Origin of the sequence: Rhodobacter sp. 24-YEA-8 (assembly GCF_900105075.1) — a bacterium.
Lineage (GTDB): Bacteria > Pseudomonadota > Alphaproteobacteria > Rhodobacterales > Rhodobacteraceae > Pseudogemmobacter.
On sequence record NZ_FNSK01000001.1, the window covers coordinates 1,178,143 to 1,197,317 of the forward strand.

General features: G+C 62.2%; 19 protein-coding genes. 10 read left to right on the forward strand and 9 right to left on the reverse strand.

The genetic code is table 11. The features are described 5' to 3' along the window. The 5 genes from BLW25_RS05935 to BLW25_RS05960 are packed head-to-tail and all read right to left on the reverse strand — an operon-like array spanning position 1 to position 4,606. Positions 1-897: a CheR family methyltransferase gene (locus tag BLW25_RS05935; RefSeq protein ID WP_253188230.1), complete on the reverse strand. Its 897-nt coding sequence runs from the start codon at positions 895-897 to the stop codon at positions 1-3. Continuing rightward, positions 873-1,337: a chemotaxis protein CheW gene (locus BLW25_RS05940; RefSeq protein WP_092897276.1), complete on the reverse strand. Its 465-nt coding sequence runs from the start codon at positions 1,335-1,337 to the stop codon at positions 873-875. The genes BLW25_RS05935 and BLW25_RS05940 overlap by 25 nt, the downstream gene beginning before the upstream one ends. Then, positions 1,324-3,771, reverse strand: coding sequence for a chemotaxis protein CheA (locus BLW25_RS05945; RefSeq protein WP_216279337.1), 2,448 nt, complete (start codon positions 3,769-3,771; stop codon positions 1,324-1,326). The genes BLW25_RS05940 and BLW25_RS05945 overlap by 14 nt, the downstream gene beginning before the upstream one ends. Positions 3,772-3,773: 2 nt before the next feature. Beyond that, positions 3,774-4,175: a response regulator gene (locus BLW25_RS05955; protein ID WP_092897278.1), complete on the reverse strand. Its 402-nt coding sequence runs from the start codon at positions 4,173-4,175 to the stop codon at positions 3,774-3,776. Next, positions 4,172-4,606, reverse strand: a complete 435-nt coding sequence (locus tag BLW25_RS05960) for an STAS domain-containing protein (RefSeq protein ID WP_216279338.1) — start codon at positions 4,604-4,606, stop codon at positions 4,172-4,174. Before BLW25_RS05960 ends, BLW25_RS05955 begins: the two co-directional genes overlap by 4 nt. A gap of 239 nt (positions 4,607-4,845) precedes the next feature. Here BLW25_RS05960 and tpa point away from each other — a divergent pair, with 239 nt between their 5' ends. Beyond that, the gene (gene tpa, locus BLW25_RS05965) at positions 4,846-6,225 is read left to right on the forward strand and encodes a hypotaurine--pyruvate aminotransferase Tpa (protein ID WP_092897282.1); all 1,380 of its coding nucleotides are present in this window, start codon (positions 4,846-4,848) and stop codon (positions 6,223-6,225) included. A 56-nt stretch (positions 6,226-6,281) separates the two neighbouring features. Here the strand turns inward: tpa and BLW25_RS05970 are convergent, their stop codons facing one another. Next, a complete protein-coding gene (locus BLW25_RS05970; RefSeq protein WP_092901598.1) occupies positions 6,282-6,773 on the reverse strand; it encodes a GNAT family N-acetyltransferase in 492 nt (163 codons plus the stop codon). Positions 6,774-6,866: 93 nt separating this feature from the next. Between BLW25_RS05970 and BLW25_RS05975 the strand changes: the two genes are divergently transcribed. The 7 genes from BLW25_RS05975 to phoB all read left to right on the forward strand — a co-directional run bounded on the left by BLW25_RS05975 (position 6,867) and on the right by phoB (position 13,691). Beyond that, positions 6,867-7,319: an RbsD/FucU family protein gene (locus BLW25_RS05975; protein ID WP_092897284.1), complete on the forward strand. Its 453-nt coding sequence runs from the start codon at positions 6,867-6,869 to the stop codon at positions 7,317-7,319. 21 nt (positions 7,320-7,340) lie between these two features. Beyond that, positions 7,341-8,279 (forward strand): ribokinase, encoded by a 939-nt coding sequence (locus BLW25_RS05980; RefSeq protein ID WP_092897286.1) that lies wholly within the window; start codon positions 7,341-7,343, stop codon positions 8,277-8,279. 299 nt (positions 8,280-8,578) lie between these two features. Then, positions 8,579-10,036, forward strand: a complete 1,458-nt coding sequence (gene pstC / locus BLW25_RS05985; RefSeq protein ID WP_092897288.1) for a phosphate ABC transporter permease subunit PstC — start codon at positions 8,579-8,581, stop codon at positions 10,034-10,036. Then, positions 10,033-11,427: a phosphate ABC transporter permease PstA gene (pstA, locus tag BLW25_RS05990; RefSeq protein WP_092897290.1), complete on the forward strand. Its 1,395-nt coding sequence runs from the start codon at positions 10,033-10,035 to the stop codon at positions 11,425-11,427. Before pstC ends, pstA begins: the two co-directional genes overlap by 4 nt. Positions 11,428-11,457: 30 nt before the next feature. Further along, the gene (gene pstB, locus BLW25_RS05995; RefSeq protein WP_092901601.1) at positions 11,458-12,255 is read left to right on the forward strand and encodes a phosphate ABC transporter ATP-binding protein PstB; all 798 of its coding nucleotides are present in this window, start codon (positions 11,458-11,460) and stop codon (positions 12,253-12,255) included. Positions 12,256-12,269: 14 nt separating this feature from the next. Then, complete coding sequence (gene phoU / locus BLW25_RS06000; RefSeq protein WP_092897292.1) at positions 12,270-12,971, forward strand: phosphate signaling complex protein PhoU; 702 nt, start codon at positions 12,270-12,272, stop codon at positions 12,969-12,971. A 27-nt stretch (positions 12,972-12,998) separates the two neighbouring features. Beyond that, the gene (gene phoB, locus BLW25_RS06005) at positions 12,999-13,691 is read left to right on the forward strand and encodes a phosphate regulon transcriptional regulator PhoB (protein WP_092897294.1); all 693 of its coding nucleotides are present in this window, start codon (positions 12,999-13,001) and stop codon (positions 13,689-13,691) included. A 200-nt stretch (positions 13,692-13,891) separates the two neighbouring features. Here phoB and choV read toward each other — a convergent pair whose 3' ends face one another. The 3 genes from choV to choX all read right to left on the reverse strand — a co-directional run bounded on the left by choV (position 13,892) and on the right by choX (position 16,888). Next, entirely contained in the window at positions 13,892-14,923 is a 1,032-nt protein-coding gene (choV, locus tag BLW25_RS06010; RefSeq protein ID WP_092897296.1) for a choline ABC transporter ATP-binding protein, read from the reverse strand. Next, positions 14,920-15,786, reverse strand: coding sequence for a choline ABC transporter permease subunit (choW, locus tag BLW25_RS06015; protein ID WP_092897298.1), 867 nt, complete (start codon positions 15,784-15,786; stop codon positions 14,920-14,922). The genes choV and choW overlap by 4 nt, the downstream gene beginning before the upstream one ends. Before the next feature lie 172 nt (positions 15,787-15,958). Beyond that, positions 15,959-16,888, reverse strand: coding sequence for a choline ABC transporter substrate-binding protein (gene choX / locus BLW25_RS06020; protein WP_092897300.1), 930 nt, complete (start codon positions 16,886-16,888; stop codon positions 15,959-15,961). A gap of 144 nt (positions 16,889-17,032) precedes the next feature. On the opposite strand from choX, the gene betI reads away from it, so the two are divergent. Together betI and betB are read left to right on the forward strand one after the other, a co-directional pair. Then, entirely contained in the window at positions 17,033-17,620 is a 588-nt protein-coding gene (gene betI / locus BLW25_RS06025; RefSeq protein WP_092897302.1) for a choline-binding transcriptional repressor BetI, read from the forward strand. Then, positions 17,617-19,071, forward strand: coding sequence for a betaine-aldehyde dehydrogenase (betB, locus tag BLW25_RS06030; RefSeq protein WP_092897304.1), 1,455 nt, complete (start codon positions 17,617-17,619; stop codon positions 19,069-19,071). The genes betI and betB overlap by 4 nt, the downstream gene beginning before the upstream one ends. Positions 19,072-19,175 lie beyond the last annotated feature (104 nt).

Here is a 19,175-nt window from a genome sequence, read left to right on the forward strand (position 1 = left end):
TTATCCTTTTATGTCCTTGCTGCGGCGATAGGTGGTGATCCCTGCGCTGACGAGATGGTTCATGGCCGGGCCTGAGACGCGTTCGGAATGGCCGATGAAGAGCAGCCCGCCCGGGCGCAGCAAGGCTGCAAATCTGCTCCAGAGGCGGGCCTGGGTTGGCTTGTCGAAATAGATTGCCACATTGCGGCAAAAGATCGCGTCAAATGGCCCGCGCATCGGCCAGTCTCCAACAAGGTTAAGCTCTGCAAAGCGGATCAGGCCGGTGACACATGGATCCGGAGAGAAACATCCTGCGGCGCGGGTGGTGATGAACCTCTTGCGAAAGGCGGGCGGGATGCCACGCGCTTCCTCTTCGGGATAGACCGCAGCTCGTGCCTTTGCGATAATGGCCGGGTCAATATCGGTAGCAAGAATGCGGATATTGAGCTTTGCTGCATCGGGCAGCAGATCAAGGATCCGCATCGCGACCGAATATGGTTCCTGGCCGGCAGAGCATCCGGCTGACCAGACCCGGAGCCTCTGGCCTGATCTGAGGCCGGACAGGCTGGGCTTCAGCAGGTTTTCTGCGAAGATGTCGAAGTGATGCGCTTCACGGAAGAAGCTGGTCACATTGGTGGTCAGCGCAGTGACGAAGGCCTCACGTTCGGCCTGGAAATCGCCCGATTCCAGTCTCGAGCAGAAGGAGGCGATATCTGTGCACTGAAACTCCTGCAACAGCCGGGTGATCCGGGACTGGACGACCTGTTTTTTGTTTTCCTGTAAGACGAGGCCGAATTCGCGTTGTGCATAATCAGCGACCCGGCGGAATTCGGCGCTGCTGAAATCGCTGATGCCGGGTTCGGGGGGGATGATTGGACGGGGGGCGGTCCGGGTCATGCTGCCTGTTTCGATTTGCATTGAATGACCGCCTCGAGATCGATCACCCGGGTCATGCCTTCCTCCATCTGGATGATGCCGGTGATGGAGGCGCGCGTGCTTTCAGAGCGGATATCGGGTGTCTCCTGGATCTGGTTTCTGGCGACCGAGAGGATTTCTGAGACCGCCTCGACGAGGAGACCGACGGTCTGATTGCCGATGGTGGCGACCACGACCACATTGCGCGGATTGTCCTGGGTGGGGCCAAGGCCGAACCGGGCGGAGAGATCATAGATCGGGATGACCGAGCCGCGCAGGTTCATCACGCCAAGAACTTCTTTCGGCGCATGGGGCAGGGGCGTGACCGTGCTCCAGCGACGGATCTCGCGGACATGGGAGATATCGAGCGAGAAGCTCTGCGCGCCGGCGAAGAAGGTGACGAATTCGACGTCAAGGCGGCTCGCGAGATCAATGGATTGCATGGGGGCCTCCGGTTTGGGGCTGGGGCAGGGCCTGGGCCCGCGCGGCCAGCGGATGGAAGGACTGAGAGGCCGGGTCCGCAGTGGCGCCGGCCGCAGGCGGCAGATAGTTTGCGCCGTTGCGCCCATTGATCAGCCCGGACATGTTCGAGGTCAGGGCTTCGGTATCGAGGATCAGGGCGATCTGGCCGTCGCCCAGCACGGTTGCCGCCGAGACGCCGGGAATGGCGCCGTAATTTGAATCGAGGCCCTTGATCACCACCTGCCGTTGATCCAGCACCGCATCCACCATCAGTGCGCAATGGGCCTGGGCATCGGTTTCCACCAGAAGGGCAAGTGAGGCCTGAGCCGGATCGCGTCGACCGAAACCAAGGCATTCGGCGACATCGATCATCGGCAGGAAACGGCCACGGATGGAGAGCAACCGGTCGGAGGTTCCAAGGAGATGCAGATCGGCGGCAGTCGGGCGGATGGTTTCGATCACCGATGCGATCGGAATGACCATGGTTTGGCCGGCTACGGAAATGACCATGCCATCCATCACGGCAAGGGTCAGGGGCAGCGAAATGGTAAACTCGGTGCCGCTGCCAAGGGTCGAGCTGATCGCAATCCGACCGCCAAGGGCTGCAACAGCGTTTTTCACCACGTCAAGGCCAACCCCCCGCCCGGAGAGATTCGAGATTTTCTCGGCCGTAGAAAAACCAGGCAGGAATAAGAGGTTATCAATCTCTGCATCGGTCAGTTCGGCGCCCTCTGCAACCAGGCCGCGTGAGATTGCTTTTGCGAGGATGCGACTGCGGTCCAGCCCGCCGCCATCGTCGCTGATGGTGATGATCACGCTGCAGGAACGGTGTGCGGCAGAGAGGCGAATAGTGCCTTCAGGATCCTTGCCAGCCGCCGCACGAGCTGCGGCACTTTCGAGCCCGTGATCAACAGCATTGCGGATCATATGGGTCAGCGGATCCGCCAGCCTCTCAACCACTGTCTTGTCGACTTCGGTCGCATCGCCAATGGTGACCAGATGCGCGGCTTTACCGGTTGCTTCGGCCGCCTCGCGCACGATGCGGGACATGCGCTGGAAGAGCGGTTTCACCGGCTGGGCACGGATTGCCATCACCGCCTCTTGCAGGTCACGCGCAAGCAGGCGGTAATCCTCGGTATGGGAGATGATTTCTGTGTCTGCGGGCAGGGACAGGTCGGTCACGCTCTGTTCGATCATCGCCTGGTTGATGATCAGCTCGCCTACTGCGTTGATCAGCCGGTCCACCCGCTCCAGATCGACACGCAATGTGGGTTTTGGACCACGCCCTTCGGCATCGTCCTCGCTTTTCGGAAGACGGCGCCGGAGAAGGGTGCTGGCGCCTTCGCCAATTGTTTCTCTCGCCGTGTCTTTATCTGGCGGAGGTGCGGAGGTCCCGATCTCCGCATCCGGCGCAGGGCCGGCTGAGGGGGAGAGGGCGACCTGCTCTGGTTCGGGGGCGCGCGTCTGAAATGTCAGTGGCTCTCTCAGAGGCTCTGTCAGAGGCGCAGGCCAGGGGAGCGTTGTAGCCGGGTCTTCGATCCCGCTCGCAGGCTTGATTTCCGCCGCGACGGAAAGCTCACACAGGCCGCGCACGAATTCGAAATGGGCCTCGACTGCCGCTTCGGGCAGCTGGCTTGCAACCAGAATATCCCATGCAAGGCAAGGCTTTGCCGGGTCGAAATCAGCCAGTTCCGGCAAGGAGGAGAGATCCGGTCTGATCTCGAGCTCGCCGGGGGCTGCGAGGCTTGTGATCAATACCAGCGGATCATGGCCATTGCTGTAAAGCTGCGGCCAGGGAATGAAGCGGATCCGGTGGCGGGGAGCGCTGATGGTCTTGTCGGGGGGGAGACCGGCGGGCGCAGGCGCCGCCCTCACCCCGGAGCCAGACATCAGAGGATCGGGGAGGGACAGATCCGGGATTGGGAATTCCTGGTCCGGAAGGTCAAGGGCGGGCAGGCCGGGACTTGCGCCGAAATCCAGCGTGATGGCACTGAAGCCGAAATCTTCATCGGCGGCTGGCTGCGCGAAACCGGCATCACCGAGGCAGGTGCCAAGATTGACAAGAAACGCGGCTGTGACCTCTGCATCGATGCTGCGTTCTTCGCGCGCGGCCTCGACCTGATCGGCGAGATGATCTGCCGAACGCAACAATATATGCATTACCTCATCGCTCAGATCGAGCCGGTCAGAGCGGATTTCATCAAGGACTGTCTCGAACCGATGGGCAAAGGCGACCAGATCCGAGAGCGCGAAGGCACCGGCCCCGCCTTTGATCGAGTGAACGGCGCGGAAGACGGCATTGAGACATTCACTGTCGGCCTCGCCGGTCTCCATCCTGGCGAGACCTTCGGCCAGCGCCTCAAGCAGATCCTCGCATTCTTCGAAAAACGTGTCACGAATGGATTGCATTGACATGGTCAGGCCTGTTCCCGTTCGGAATGGCCGGGGCCGGCATAACCGGTGACACGGCGCAAGATGGCGATCAGTTGCAGATCCTCGAAAGGCTTCACCAGCCAGCCGGTGGCACCTGCGGCCCGGGCGCGCGCTTTCAGCGCCTCGCCGCTTTCGGTGGAAAGCACCAGAATCGGCACGCGGGTATTATGTGTGCCGGTGCGAATGGCCTCGATCACGCCGAAACCGTCGAGCCGGGGCATATTGATGTCGGTGATCACAACGTCAGGATCGACCTCGCTGAACATATCGACACCGTCTTTGCCATCATTCGCAGTGGCACAGGCGAAGCCGGCATTCTCGACCGCCTGCCGGAGCAATGTGCGGATGGTCAGGGAATCATCAATTGCCAGGATACGCAGGGTCATACCGGCAGCACCTCCGCCCCGGGATCAAGGCCGAGAGGGGCCGCGAGGCCCAGCCAGCGCAGTTGTTCGACATGACCGGGCGCGAGGCCGGTTATGGAAAACGCGATTCCCCTGGTGCGCCAGGTTCTGGCCGCAACAAGAAGTGTTTCGATCAGTGGCCCATTGGGTTGGCGGAGCCGGCTGGCATCGACCTCGACCGGCTGGTCCTGATGGCGGCGCAGGAAAGCCAGAATTGCAGGATCGCCCAGCGGATCGGCCCGCTCCGCCAGCTCCAGCTTTGCAGATTGCGCGCGGGTCTCTGAACCCGCCTGGTCTGACGCCGGAAAATCCGGATCTGGCGGGTCCGAATCCGGCAAACCCGAATCTGGCGCAGCCGGATCTGATCCTGCCACCTCTGGCAGCCCCGAAACTGGCAGCTCTGAACCTGGCATGACCATGGCCCCCTGTTTGCAACACCTCTGATCCGGATATGGATAGACCGCTGAAACTTAAGGAAAGGTTGTTCCGGCCAGGTCAGTTGCCTGAAAATTCGTCGATCTTTCGCAGATTTTATGCATCCGCCGGCAATCGGGCTTCTGGTCTTAGGGCCATTTTGCGTCTGGCCCTAATGACGCAGCGCGATTTCCGCGATACTCGCGGCGAAGGCGATCTCGCAGGGAAAGGCAGAGCCATGGAAGGCATTCAGGGCATGAACGATATGGGGCGCGTGGTCGAAGCCGACCGCGCCCATGTCTGGCACCATCTGGCGCAGCATAAGGCGTTTGAAACCGCTGACCCGCGCGTGATCGTCGAGGGCAAGGGCATCCGGGTCTGGGATGCCAAAGGCAAGGAATATATCGACGCGGTTTCGGGCGGTGTCTGGACGGTGAATGTCGGCTATGGCCGCGAGTCCATCGCCAATGCAGTGCGCGACCAGCTGATCAAAATGAACTATTTCGCCGGTGCGGCGGGCACGGTCCCGGGCGCGCTTTTTGCGGAAAAGCTGATCACCAAAATGCCGGGCCTGACCCGGGTATATTATTCGAACTCGGGCTCCGAGGCGAATGAGAAGGTCTATAAGATGGTGCGCCAGATCTCGGCGCGTCATCACGGCGGCAAGAAATGGAAGATCCTCTACCGTGACCGCGACTATCACGGCACCACCATCGCCGCCTTGGCGAGTGGCGGCCAGGACGAGCGGTCCAGCCAATACGGGCCGTTCCCCGACGGATTCGTGAGGGTGCCGCATTGTCTGGAATACCGCAAGCAGTGGGATGTCGAGAATTACGGCGAGCGCGCCGCTGATGCCATTGAGGAAGTGATCCTGCGCGAAGGCCCGGATACGGTCGGCGCCATCGTTCTGGAACCGGTGACCGCAGGCGGCGGCGTTATCGTGCCCCCGAAAGGTTATTGGGAACGCGTGCAGGAGATCTGCACGAAATACAATATCCTGCTGCATATCGACGAGGTCGTCTGCGGTATGGGCCGCGCCGGTGCCTGGTTCGGCTATCAGCATTACGGCATCAAGCCCGATTTCGTGACCATGGCGAAAGGCCTTGCCTCGGGCTATGCGGCGATCTCCTGCACCGTGACCACCGAGCGCGTGTTCGAGATGTTCAAGGATGATGCCTCGGATCCGCTGAGCTATTTCCGCGACATTTCGACCTTTGGCGGCTGCACCTCCGGCCCGGCAGCGGCGCTGGAAAACATGCGGATCATCGAAGACGAGGATCTGATCGGCAATACGGTCGCCATGGGCGATCGCTGCCTCGCTAATCTCCAGGCGCTGATGGAAAAGCACAAGGTGATCGGCGATGTGCGCGGCAAAGGCCTGTTCCTTGGCGCCGAGCTGGTGGCGGATCGCGGCACCAAAGAGCCGGTGGCCGAGAAGCTTGCGGCCCAGGTTGTGGCGGAATGCGGCGCGCAGGGTGTGATCATCGGGGTGACGAACCGCTCACTGCCGGGCTTCAACAACACGCTCTGCCTTGCGCCGGCGCTGATCGCGACGCCGGACAATATCGACGAGATCACCGGGGCCATCGACGTCGCCCTGACCCGCGTTTTCGGCTGATCCTGTTTCAGGTGACATCGGGGGCCGCGGGGGAAACCTCGCGGCCCTTTTGCGTTTCATCCGGTAAAGACGGCGTGGAGATCCAGCTCTCCCACCGGTGCGGCGCCGGTCAGCCCGCGCGAGAGCACATAATCTGACGGGATCCCGGCGCAGCCGAGGCCCGCGCGCGCCGCAAAGCCAAAGCGCTGATAATAGTGCGGATCACCGACCAGCGCCGCGCCGGGAAACCGCGCCGCCTCCAGCCGTTGCAGCGCTGCCTGCATCAGGGCGGAACCGATGCCCTGACCCTGGCGGGAAGGCAAAACAGAGACGGGTGCAATCAGCGCATACCCGCTTTGCCCCCCTATCCTGCAGGGTGAGGCCGCGATATGGCCGATCAGCTGGCCGTCCTCATCCGCGACCAGCGACAGCAACAGGGCCTGCGCCGCGCGCAGACCGCTGACCAGACAGGCCTCATTGCCATCCCTGTGTGGCGCCTCCAGGAAGGCTGTGGTGATCAGGGTCGCGATGAGATCCTCGTCCTCACGTCTCTCATCGCGGATCTTCATCTGCATCCTCCCGGGCGGGGTTCTGGCCGAGCGGGGTTCTGGACGCCGCCGACCCGGCGACATATCTTCGCCGCAGGTTCAGGGAGAATATGGATGCTCAAGGGAATTGACCACCGGCTGAATGCCGATGTGCTGGGCACACTGCGCGCGATGGGACATGGCGATATGCTGATCCTCGTCGACACCAATTTCCCCGCCCATTCGGTGGCGAAAGAAACCGTGCTGGGTCGGCCCCTGCTGATGGAGAACCTGACGGCGGCCGAGGCGGCGAATGCGATCCTCTCGGTACTGCCGCTGGATGATTTCGTGCCGGATTTCGCGGGCCGGATGGAGGTTGTCGGCGACGCCGATGCTCGCCCTGAGGTTCAGGCAGAGGTCCAGGCCGAGATCGACCTTGCCGAAGGCCGCGCCCGCCCGCTGCCGGGGATCGACCGTTTCGCCTTTTACGATCTCGCGAAACAGGCCTATGCGGTGGTGGTGACCGGGGAGCGCCGGTTCTACGGCTGTTTCATGTTGCGCAAGGGCGTCATCGCGCCCGAGGCCTGACCTTCAAGACCGGAGCTGATGATGAGTGCAGTCAAACCTGTGGTGGTGCTTGGCATTTTCAATGCCGATGCGGTCTACCGCGCCAGCCGTCAGCCCAAGATCGGCGAGACGATCATGGGCGAGGATTTCAAGCTGGAGCCGGGCGGCAAAGGGTCGAACCAGGCTGTGGCGGCGGCAAAAGCCGCAGGGCCGGGCGGCGGTGCCCATATCATCACCCGACTCGGCCGGGATGATTTCGCGAAAATGGCGCGCACGGTCTGGTCCGACGCCGGTGTGATTCCTGAAGTCACCGAAGATGCAACAAGCCATACCGGCTCGGCCTTCATCTTCATCGAGGCGGCGACCGGCAATAATGCGATCATCGTGGCCGCCGGGGCAGGAGGGCGGATCACGCCCGGGGATCTCGAGGCCCGGGCAGATCTGATCCGGGGCGCGGGCGTTTTCATCACGCAGCTCGAACAACCGATCGAGGCGGCGCGGACCGGGCTGCGCCTCGCGCGCGAAGCGGGCGTGACCACCATCCTCAACCCGGCCCCGGCGGCAGAGCTTGATGACGCGCTGCTGGCGCTTTGCGATTTTCTGACGCCAAACGAATCCGAGGCCGAGCTGCTGACTGGCATTCCGGTCACTGATATCGCCTCCGCCGTTTTTGCGGCGGATGCGCTCCTCGCGCGCGGGGTTGGCGCGGTGGTGGTGACGCTCGGCGCGAATGGTGTTCTCTATCGTGACCGTGAGACACAGCTGCATATCCCGGTCGTCAGCGCTGGCCCGGTGGTTGAGACAACAGGCGCGGGTGATGCCTTTAACGGAGGCTTCGCGGTCGCGCTTTCCGAAGGGATGGAGATCGAAACTGCGCTGCGATTTGGCAATGCAACAGCGGGTCTCAGCGTCACCCGTGCGGGGGCCGCCTCTGCCATGGCCGGGCGCGATGAGATTGACGCGCTGCTGGCAAAAGACTGACATCCGCCCTCTGGCTGCTTTCGGAAGCCTCCGGCGGGGATATTTAAAGACAGATGAAAAAGATGCCCCTTTTCATCTGTCTCTTAAATATCCCGGGGGGAGCGCGAATGCGCGTGGGGGGCAGCGCCCCCCTTTCTGAGTTTCGCATTGGGAAACGGCGCTGTGGCTCTGGTGGAGATATCCTCCGTCCGGTCAAGTTTTTGCGAAACTGTCACACTGGGGTTACAAAACCGAAGCATCACGGCCGCAGAAGGGAACTGCCCGTATGAGGGCTTCCTGTAACCCGAACGGACGTGGTCATGACGGTCCTGCCTCTATTGATGATCCTCGCGGTGCTCGCTGCCGCCGGTTTCATCCTCGGTCGCCAGCGCGCGCTGGCACTGGCCGGGGGTGAGACGAAAAAACTCCATTCTCTGCCCGCCTATTATGGCTGGCATGCCGCGATCATGGCCTTTGTGCCCGCGTTTATCGCGTTGATCGCCTGGTTGCTGATACAACCATTTTTCATTGAGAGCGCTGCGCTGACGCATCTGCCTGCAGCCATGGCGCAGGATACGACCGCTGCCACGCTGGCCATGTCGGATGTGCGCAAGATCGCAGGTGGTCTGGATGGCGCGGTTTCGGCTGGGGCGCTTGATGAGGCCGGGATCCGGGCCCTCAATGCGTCCGAAGATCTGCGCGCCTTTTTCGGCACGGTCGGTGTGGCGCTGGCCGCCCCGGTTTCGCCGGAGGTTCTGGCGGCCGCGATCCAGTATCGCGAGTCGGTCGCCTCGGCTTCGGTGGTGCGTGCGGTTGTGATCCTTCTGATCGCCGTGGCCGCACTGGCCTGGGCGCTGAAGCTGACCGCGCCGGATTTCTGGGCGCGGAACCGCGTTGAAAAGGTCGTGCTCTGGCTTTTGATGCTGGCCTCGCTGATCGCGATTCTGACCACGGTCGGTATCATCTGGTCGCTTCTGTCCGAGAGCTTCAACTTCTTCAGCCAGTATCCGATCGGGGATTTCTTCTTCGGTCTGACCTGGAACCCGAAATTCGGCGGTGGTTCGGATCTTGGCTTCATCCCGCTCTTCTGGGGCACGATCTATATCACCATCATCGCGCTTCTCGTCGCGGTGCCGCTGGGTCTTTTCGCCGCGATCTATCTGGCGGAATATGCCTCCAGGCGCACCCGGGCCTGGGTCAAGCCGATGATTGAGGTGATCGCCGGCATCCCGACGGTGGTCTATGGTCTTTTCGCCCTGATCACGGTCGGGCCCTTCCTGCGCGACTTCTTCTCGGCACCGATGGGGCTGGGGAATTCGGCGGCCTCGGTGATGACCGCCGGTATCGTGATCGGTCTGCTGAATATCCCGTTCATCTCGTCTCTGTCGGATGACATCATCAATGCGGTGCCGCAGAGCCTGCGCGACGGGGCCTTCGGCCTTGGTTCGACCAAATCCGAGACCATCCGCCAGGTCGTGCTGCCCGCCGCCCTTCCGGGGATTGCCGGTGCGATCCTGATGGGCGCCTCCCGCGCCATCGGTGAGACGATGATCGTGGTGATGGGGGCAGGGGCTGCGGCCAAGCTCAGCCTGAACCCCTTTGAGGCCATGACCACAATGACGGTGAAAATCGTCGGTCAGCTGACCGGGGATACCGATTTCAACAGCCCTGAAACCCTTGTGGCTTTCGCACTGGGCATGACGCTCTTTGTCATCACGCTTTTGCTGAATGTGATGGCCGTCTGGATTGTGCGGAAATACCGGGAGCAATATGAATGAGCGACATTTCCGCAAATGGCCCTCTCGGCGGCCCGGCTTCGGCGCCGGGCAAGCCGAAGGTCTCGATCATCGGCCAGTCGGCGCGGATGAAGGCAAGGAACCGCACCGAGAGCATCTTTAAGATACTCGGCCTCTCGGCGATCCTGTTCAGCCTCGCCGTCCTTGCCCTGATGCTCTTCACCATCTTCCGCGACGGTACCTCGGCCTTCTTCCAGACCAAGGCGACCTTCCCGATCACGCTTTCGGCCGAAGTCATCGACCCTGCCGGCAATCGCAACCGCGATGACCTGACGAAACAGACCACGATGACCTATAACAAGGTCGTCAATGAGGCCTTCCTGGCTGCGCTGGCGGCCAATGGGATCAAGACCGATGATGTTCCGCAAAAGGAAATCACCGACATGATCTCGAAAGGGGCGGCGGGGGAGCTGCGGGCCGATGTGCTCGCCAATCCCGCGCTGGTGGGCCAGACCATTGATGCGAGCATCGTGCTCGGCGGCCGGATCGACGGCTATATGAAGGGCCGCGTCACCCGGGAAAGCTCAGAGCGCGATTCGAATGTCACCCTCGGGCAGCTCGATATCGCAGACCGGATGAAAGAGGCCGGGATGCTGGCCACGGTCTGGAACTGGGATTTCATCACCAATACCGACAGCTCGGACACCCGTCCCGAGACCGCCGGTCTGGGTGTCGCGATCCTCGGCTCGGCTTACATGATGTTTCTCGTGCTGATCATGTGTGTGCCGGTCGGTGTGGCGGCCTCGATCTATCTTGAGGAATTCGCGCCGAAGAACCGCTGGACCGATCTGATCGAGGTGAATATCGCGAACCTCGCAGCCGTGCCCTCGATCGTTTATGGGATCCTGGGTCTTGCGATCTTCATCAACGTCATGGGCGGCCAGATGGGCGTCGAGGCGCTGAAGATGTCGGCCTCGCTTGTGGGGGCCCTGGTGCTCAGCCTGCAGACCCTGCCGACGATCATCATTGCGACCCGTTCGGCGATCCGCGCGGTGCCGCCCTCGATCCGTGATGCGGCACTTGGGATCGGCGCCTCAAAGATGCAGACCGTGTTCCACCATGTGCTGCCGCTCGCGATGCCCGGCATCCTGACCGGAACCATTCTGGGCCTTGCCTCGGCACTTGGCGAAACCGCACCCCTGCTGCTGATCGGCATGGTGGCCTTCGTCGCCAACTACCCGTCGGCGCCCTGGGATGGTGGCTTTTCGGATCCCGCGACTGCGCTGCCGGTGCAGGTCTATTCCTGGGCTTCGCGCTCGGACCCGGCCTTTATCGAACGGTCGAACGGTGCCATCATCGTCCTGCTGGTCTTCCTTCTCATCATGAACCTGACGGCCATCTTCCTGCGCCGCAAGTTCGAGCGCCGCTGGTAAGCAGCGAACAGGCGAAAGCGAGTAATGAACATGAATGATATGCGTATTGCTGATCGCACCGTTGAGACCAACGGCATCCGGATCAAGGCCAGCACTGTCCAGGTCTTTTATGGCGAGAGCCAGGCCATCAAAGATGTCTCGGTCGATATCCCCGATAAGGCGGTCACCGCGTTTATCGGGCCGTCGGGCTGCGGAAAATCGACCTTCCTGCGCACGCTGAACCGGATGAATGACACGATCCCGATCTGTAAGGTCCAGGGCGAGATCCTGCTTGATGGCGAGAATATCTACGACAAGCGGGTCGATCCGGTGCAGCTGCGCGCCAAGGTCGGCATGGTGTTCCAGAAACCAAACCCCTTCCCGAAGTCGATCTATGACAATGTGGCCTATGGCCCGCGCATCCATGGTCTGACCCGTTCCAAGGCGGAACTTGACGGGGTCGTGGAATCGAGCCTCCGGAAGGCTGCTTTGTGGAATGAGGTCAAGGACCGCCTCCATGCGCCCGGTACCGGCCTTTCGGGTGGTCAGCAGCAGCGTCTGTGCATCGCGCGCGCCGTGGCGACCTCGCCGGAGGTTCTGTTGATGGATGAACCCTGTTCGGCGCTTGATCCGATTGCGACCGCGCAGGTCGAGGAACTGATCGACGAGCTGCGTTCGAATTTCTCGGTGGTGATCGTGACCCATTCGATGCAGCAGGCCGCCCGTGTCAGCCAGAAAACCGCTTTCTTCCACCTCGGCAACCTGGTGGAATATGGCGAAACCTCGCAGATCTTCACCAATCCGAAAGATCCGCGCACTGAATCCTATATCACCGGCCGCATCGGCTGAGGGGAGAAGAGACCATGCAAGACAGTCACATTGTTTCTTCCTTTGACCGCGATCTGGAAGGTGTCCAGGCCCAGGTGATGAAGATGGGCGGCCTGGTTGAGAAGGCGCTTCTCGATGCGGCCGAAGCTCTGGAACTGCGCGACGAGGCGCTGGCGGAAAAGGTGCGCCAGGGCGACCGCGCAATCGACGGGCTGGAAGAGCTGATCCAGACCGAATGTGCCCGGATCATCGCACAGCGCTCACCGGCGGCCTCGGATCTGCGCACCGTCCTGACGGTGATGCGGCTTTCGACCGCGCTGGAACGCTCGGGCGATTACGCGAAGAACCTCGCGAAACGCAGCCTCGTTCTGATGGGTATGGCGCCTGTGGGCACCGCCACCGGTACCGTGCGGCGGATGGCGAAGCTTGTGGTCCAGCAGATGTCGGATGCGCTGGACGCCTATATCGCGCGCGATGCGGTGCGGGCCCGCGAGATCCGCGCCCGGGATCAGGAAATCGACCAGATGTATTCCGGTCTCTTCCGCCAGCTCCTGACCTATATGCTGGAAGATCCGCGCACCATCACCGCCTGTATGCATCTGCATTTCATTGCGAAAAACATCGAGCGCGTTGGCGATCACGCCACGGGCATCGCTGAGCAGGTGATTTATCTGGTCGAGGGCGAGCTGCCCTCTGATGACCGTCCGAAACATGATGCCGTTTCCGAGACGGTCTGACCTGGACGGAATGTGAAGGAGTAGCATATGGCACAGGACGGCAGACCGACCGTGCTTCTGGTCGAGGACGAGCCCGCGCAGCGGGAGGTCCTCGCCTATAACCTCGACGCCGAAGGCTTCCGGGTGGTTCCGGCGGATAATGGCGAGGATGCCCTGATCCTTGTCGAGGAAGAGGCGCCCGATATCATCATCCTTGACTGGATGATGCCCAAGCTTTCCGGCATCGAAGTGTGCCGGCGGCTTAAGATGCGGCCCGAGACCCGGTCGACCCCGATCATCATGCTCTCGGCCCGCGCCGAGGAGGTGGACCGGATCCGCGGGCTTGAGACCGGGGCGGATGACTATGTCATCAAGCCCTATTCGGTGCTGGAGCTGATGGCCCGTACCCGCGCGCAGCTGCGCCGGGTCAGGCCCTCGACCGCCGGTGTGGTGCTGGAATATGGCGATATCCGGCTCGATCCCGAGACGCATCGGGTCTACCGCTCGGACAAGGTGCTGAAGCTCGGACCGACCGAGTTCCGTCTGCTGACCACGCTGATGGAGAAACCGGGTCGGGTCTGGTCGCGCGAGCAGCTTCTGGACCGGGTCTGGGGCCGTGACATCTATGTCGATACGCGGACGGTGGATGTTCATGTCGGGCGTCTGCGCAAATCACTGATGCAGTTCGGCGGCGATGATCCGGTCAGAACGGTGCGCGGCGCGGGCTATGCGCTTGGGTAAAGGGGGTGCCCCTTCGGGGCGCTTTGCCTCCGGCGGGCGTGTTACTGTCGCGGGGAAATGATAAAGGGCCCGCCGGGGGATCGGCGGGCCCTTTGTTTTCGCTCTGGTCCCTGATCCGGGATTTTAGATCTCCGGCTTTCAGTGGTTGCCTCCGGCGGGAGGTGTCGGGTCAGGGGGAACGGGGCGTGTATGGCCTGGGATCAGGCGCGCGGGTTCAGCAGTTTCCCGAGGAGCGCATTGGCGCGGATCGTGCCGAGGCGCGCGCCATTCTCAATGACGGCGAGGGTTTCGGTGCCGGAGGTGATCGCCTCCATCACCTCGCGGACCGGCATTTCGGGATGGATTTCGCGACCGGCGGGGAGGGCGGTGCCCGCCTCCATCACATCGCGCGCGGTGAGAACGCCGAGCGGGTTCATATGAGCCACGAAGTCGGCGACGTAATCCGAGACCGGGTTCGCGATGATCTCGCGTGCGGTGCCGCATTGCACGATGCGTCCGCCCTCCATCAAAGCGATGCGGTTGCCGAGTTTGAAGGCCTCATCAAGGTCATGGCTGACGAAGATGATGGTGCGTTTCAGCCTTGCCTGAAGGTCGAGGAGCTCGTCCTGAAGATGGGCGCGGATCAGCGGGTCGAGGGCCGAGAAGGGCTCGTCCATCAGAAGGATCGGCGCTTCGGTGACAAAGGCGCGCGCAAGGCCGACACGCTGCTGCATACCGCCCGAAAGCTCTCCGACCTTGCGGTCGGCCCATTGGCTGAGGTTCACAAGCTTCAGCTGGGTGTCGACGCGGTCGCGGCGTTCCGGCGGGCTGATCCCGGCAAGTTCGAGGCCGAGGCCCACATTGTCGCGCACGGTGCGCCAGGGCAGCAGACCGAATTGCTGGAAGACCATGGCGATGCGGTTGGCACGCAATCCGCGCAGTTCTTCGGCGCTGGCTCTGGTGACCGAGACCATCTGACTGCCATCATGGACCCTGACCTCGCCGCGCACCACCGGATTGAGCGCATTGACGCCCCGGAGCAACGTGGATTTGCCTGACCCCGAGAGGCCCATCAGCACGAGGATCTCGCCCTCGGCGACGCTCAGGCTGCAGTCATGCACGCCCAGCACCTGGCCGGTGCGGGCCTGGATCTCGGCCCGCGACAGCCCTTCGTCCATCAGCGGCAGGGCGCGGTCCGGCCGGTCGCCGAACACGATAGAGACGCGGTCGAATTCTACAGCTTTTCTGGTCATTTGCGTCTCACCCGCAGCATACGGTCCAGCATGACGGCGACCACCACAATGATCAGCCCCGATTCAAAGCCGAGCGCGGTATTGCCCTGTTGCAAGGCGCGCACCACCGGAATGCCAAGCCCATTTGCGCCGACCATGGCCGCGATCACCACCATCGACAAAGACAGCATGATGGTCTGGTTGAGCCCCACCATGATCTGCGGCAAAGCCCAGGGCAGTTCGACCTTGAGCAGCTTCTGTCGCGGTGTCGCGCCGAAGGCGGTGGCCGCTTCGGTCAGGGCGAGGGGGGTCGAGGACACGCCAAGATAGGTCAGCCTGATCGGGGCCGGCAGCACGAAGACGACCGTGGCGAGAAGCCCGGGCACCATGCCAAGGCCGAAGAACACGACCGCAGGGATCAGATAGACGAAGGTCGGCAATGTCTGCATCAGGTCAAGCACCGGCGAAAGCGCGGCATAGAGCTTTGGGCGATGGGCGCAGGCAATGCCGATGGGAACGCCGACAGCCATGCAGGTGATGCAGGAATAAAACAGCAAAACAAGGGTTTGCGTGGTTTCCTTCCAATATCCCTGGTTCAGGATGAACAAAAAGCCAAAGAGGACCAGCAGGCAAAGCTGCCATGACCTTTGCCGCCACCAGGTCAGCGCCATGAAGATCGCCACGACCACCAGGGCATGCGGATATTGCAGCACATCAAGCGTGCTGTTGATCAGCCAGCTCAGCGCGTCACTGATGGCATCGAACAGCCAGCTGAGATTCAGCTTGAGCCAGTCCACCACTGTCTTCGCCATGGCGCCGATGGGGATTTTTGCGATCTTGTCATAGCCGAAAAAGGCGAGAACCGAGGCGAAGAATGAGTCCATTGCTGCCTGTCCAGGAAGGAAACCGGGCAAACGGAGCGGGCGGCGGCGGCGCGCTGCGCCTGAGGCGACCCTCTCCGGCTGCGGTGTCAGGGGGCGGCCCCGGCCGGGTTTACCGGTGCAAAACGGGGCCGGTCAGACGGGGTCCGGGCGCGTGGCCCGGCCCCTGCCTGCATCAGTTCAGGCCGGCTTCGACCGCCGCCACTGCGTCGCCGCCGTCTTTGGTGGTCACACCGGCAAGCCAGGGCTCCCAGGCGTCGGGATTGGCTTTAAGCCAGGCTTTCGCCGCCTCATTCGGATCGGCGCTGTCATTGAGGATCGCCCCCATGATCTCATTTTCCATCGCCAGCGAGAATTCCAGGTTTTCGAGGAACTTGCCGGTATTGGGGCATTCAGCGACAAAGCCCTTGCGGGTATTGGTGTTCACGATGGCACCGCCGAAATCCGGGCCAAAGACATCATCACCGCCTGAAAGATAGGTCAGTTTGAAGTTCGAGTTCATCGGATGCGGTTCCCAGGCGAGGAAGACGATCGGTTTACTGGCCGCGCTGTTGCGCTCCACCTGGGCCAGCATGCCCTGTTCCGAGCTTTCGACGATATCGAATTTGCCAAGGCCGAACTGATCGGCGCCGATCATGTCGAGGATCAGGCGGTTGCCGTCATTGCCGGCCTCGATGCCGTAGATCTTGCTTTCCAGCGCATCGGCCTGGTCTTTGATATTCGAGAAATCCGAGATCCCCGCAGCCGCTCCGGCCTCATTGGTCGCAAGGGTGTATTTCGCACCGGTCAGGTTGGTGCGCACGGTGTCTACCGTGCCCGCCTCGCGGTAAGAGGCGATATCGCCCTCCATCGTTGGCATCCAGTTGCCGAGGAAGATATCGATATCGCCCTGGGCGAGACCGGCATAGGTGACCGGGACCGAGAGGATCTTAACTTCGGTCTCATAACCGAGCGCTTTGAGCACTTCGGTCGTGGCGGCGGTGGTGGCGGTGATATCGGTCCAGCCGACATCCGAGAAAACGATCTTGTCGCAGCCTGCCGCCTGGGCGGCGCCGGAAAGGGTGAGGGTTGCGGCACTGGCGAGGAAGATGGAACGCAGGGTCATTTCGGCTCCCGGTCTGTTGGACATTGTGCCGGCCAGTCTCTCGGCCGGTCTGTCTGGTGATGTCATTTAAAAGTTATTGTTGATTGACGAGTCAATAAACTTCATGCTTTTCCCATATGGCAAGAGTTTTGTTGGATATGGGCGATGCCGAAGCTTGGAATGGAGCCTATCCGAAAGGATGCGCTGATCAAAGCCACCATTGTCGAGATCGGGCGCACCGGCTCCCTGGATGTGACGGTCAGTCAGATCGCAAAGCGGGCTGGCATGTCTTCGGCGCTGGCGCATCATTACTTTGGTTCCAAAGAAGAAATCTTTCTGGCCGCGATGCGCCATATCCTTTCGCTTTACGGCGCCGAGGTGCGCGGTGCGCTGGCGGTGGCCGAGGGCGACGAGGCGCGGGTCAGGGCGATTTTGCGCGCCTCTTTCAGCCCCGGGAACTTCCGGCGCGAGGTGGTCGGGGCCTGGCTGAATTTCTGGGTGCTGGCCCAGACATCTGAAGGCGCACGGCGTTTGCTGGCGATTTATCAGGGACGGCTCAGGTCGAATCTGCTGGCGCCCCTGCGCGGGCTGGCAGGCAGCCGGGCCGGGGAACTGGCCGAGGCGCTTGGTGCGATGATTGACGGGCTTTATCTGCGCGAGGTCCTGAAAAAGGGCACGCCGGACGGGGCAGGCGCGGCGCGGATGGCGCTGGCCTATCTGGATGCGGAACTTGGAAGGAAAGACAAGGCATGAAGGCGCAACCGAAGGCGAGCCATTTTATCGGCGGCGTTTATGTCGAGGACAGTGCGGGGGCGGAGATCACCGTTCTCTTTCCCGGCACCGGCGAGGTGATCGCGCGGCTCCATGAGGCAACGCCGGCACTGGTGGATCAGGCGGTGGCATCTGCGGCGCAGGCGCAGAAGGAATGGCGCCGCATGCGCCCGGTCGAACGCGCCCGGGTGCTGTCGCGCGCGGCCGCGATCATCCGCGAACGCGGCGAGGAACTCGCGCAGCTTGAAACCCTCGATACTGGCAAACCGATCCAGGAGACACGGGTCGCAGACTGGCCATCAGGCGCCGATGCGCTGGAATATTTCGCGGGCCTCGCGCCCACCGTGACCGGCGAGACGATCCCGCTGGGTCAGGATATGGTCTATACAATCCGCGAACCTCTGGGCGTTTGCGTCGGCATCGGCGCCTGGAACTACCCCAGCCAGATCGCCTGCTGGAAATCGGCCCCGGCGCTGGCGATGGGCAATGCGATGGTGTTCAAACCTTCGGAAGTCACGCCGCTTGGCGCGCTGAAACTGGCGGAAATCTTCATTGAGGCAGGTCTTCCGGCGGGGCTTTTCAACGTTCTGCAGGGCAGGGGCGCGGTCGGCGCCAGCCTGATCTCTGACAGCCGCGTGGCCAAGGTCTCGCTGACCGGCTCGGTTCCGACCGGGCAAAAGGTCTATGCCAAAGCCGCCGAAGGGCTGCGTCACGTCACGATGGAGCTTGGCGGCAAATCGCCCCTGATCATTTTTGACGACGCGAGCCTTGAGGATGCGGTCGGCGCGGCGATGCTCGCGAATTTCTATTCGGCGGGTCAGGTCTGTTCCAATGGCACCCGGGTCTTCGTGCAAAAGGGGCTGAAAGACCGCTTCCTCGCGCGTCTGGCCGAGCGTTCCCGGCAGATCCGGATGGGAGATCCGCTGGATGAGGCGGTGCAGATGGGGCCGCTGGTCTCGCAGGCGCAGCTGGAAAAGGTCACGGGCTTTATCTCGCGGGCAAAATCCGAGGGTGCGCGGCTGGTCACCGGCGGTGGGCGCGGCGCCTCGAATGACGGCTGGTTTGTCGAGCCCACGGTTTTTGCCGATGTCACTGATCAGATGGAGATCGCGCGCGAAGAGGTCTTCGGCCCGGTGATGGCGGTTCTCGATTTCGAGACCGAAGACGAGGTGATCGCCCGCGCCAATGCTACCGAATTCGGTCTTGCGGCAGGGGTCTTTACCCGGGATATCGCCCGCGCGCATCGCGTGATCGCAGAGCTTGAGGCCGGCACCTGCTGGATCAACGCCTATAACCTGACGCCGGTAGAGGCGCCCTTTGGCGGGTCGAAACTGTCGGGTGTCGGGCGTGAAAACGGCCATGCGGCTGTCGAACATTACTCTCAGGTAAAGTCGGTCTATCTGGGTCTGGGCCCGGTCGACGCGCCTTACTGAGCGGAACAAGTGCCGGGTCGCAGATCCCGGAAACGATGAAACAGAGGGCGCCTGGCCCGGCTGTCGGACCCCGTTCCGGCAGGCGGAGACGGCTTGTCTGGCCG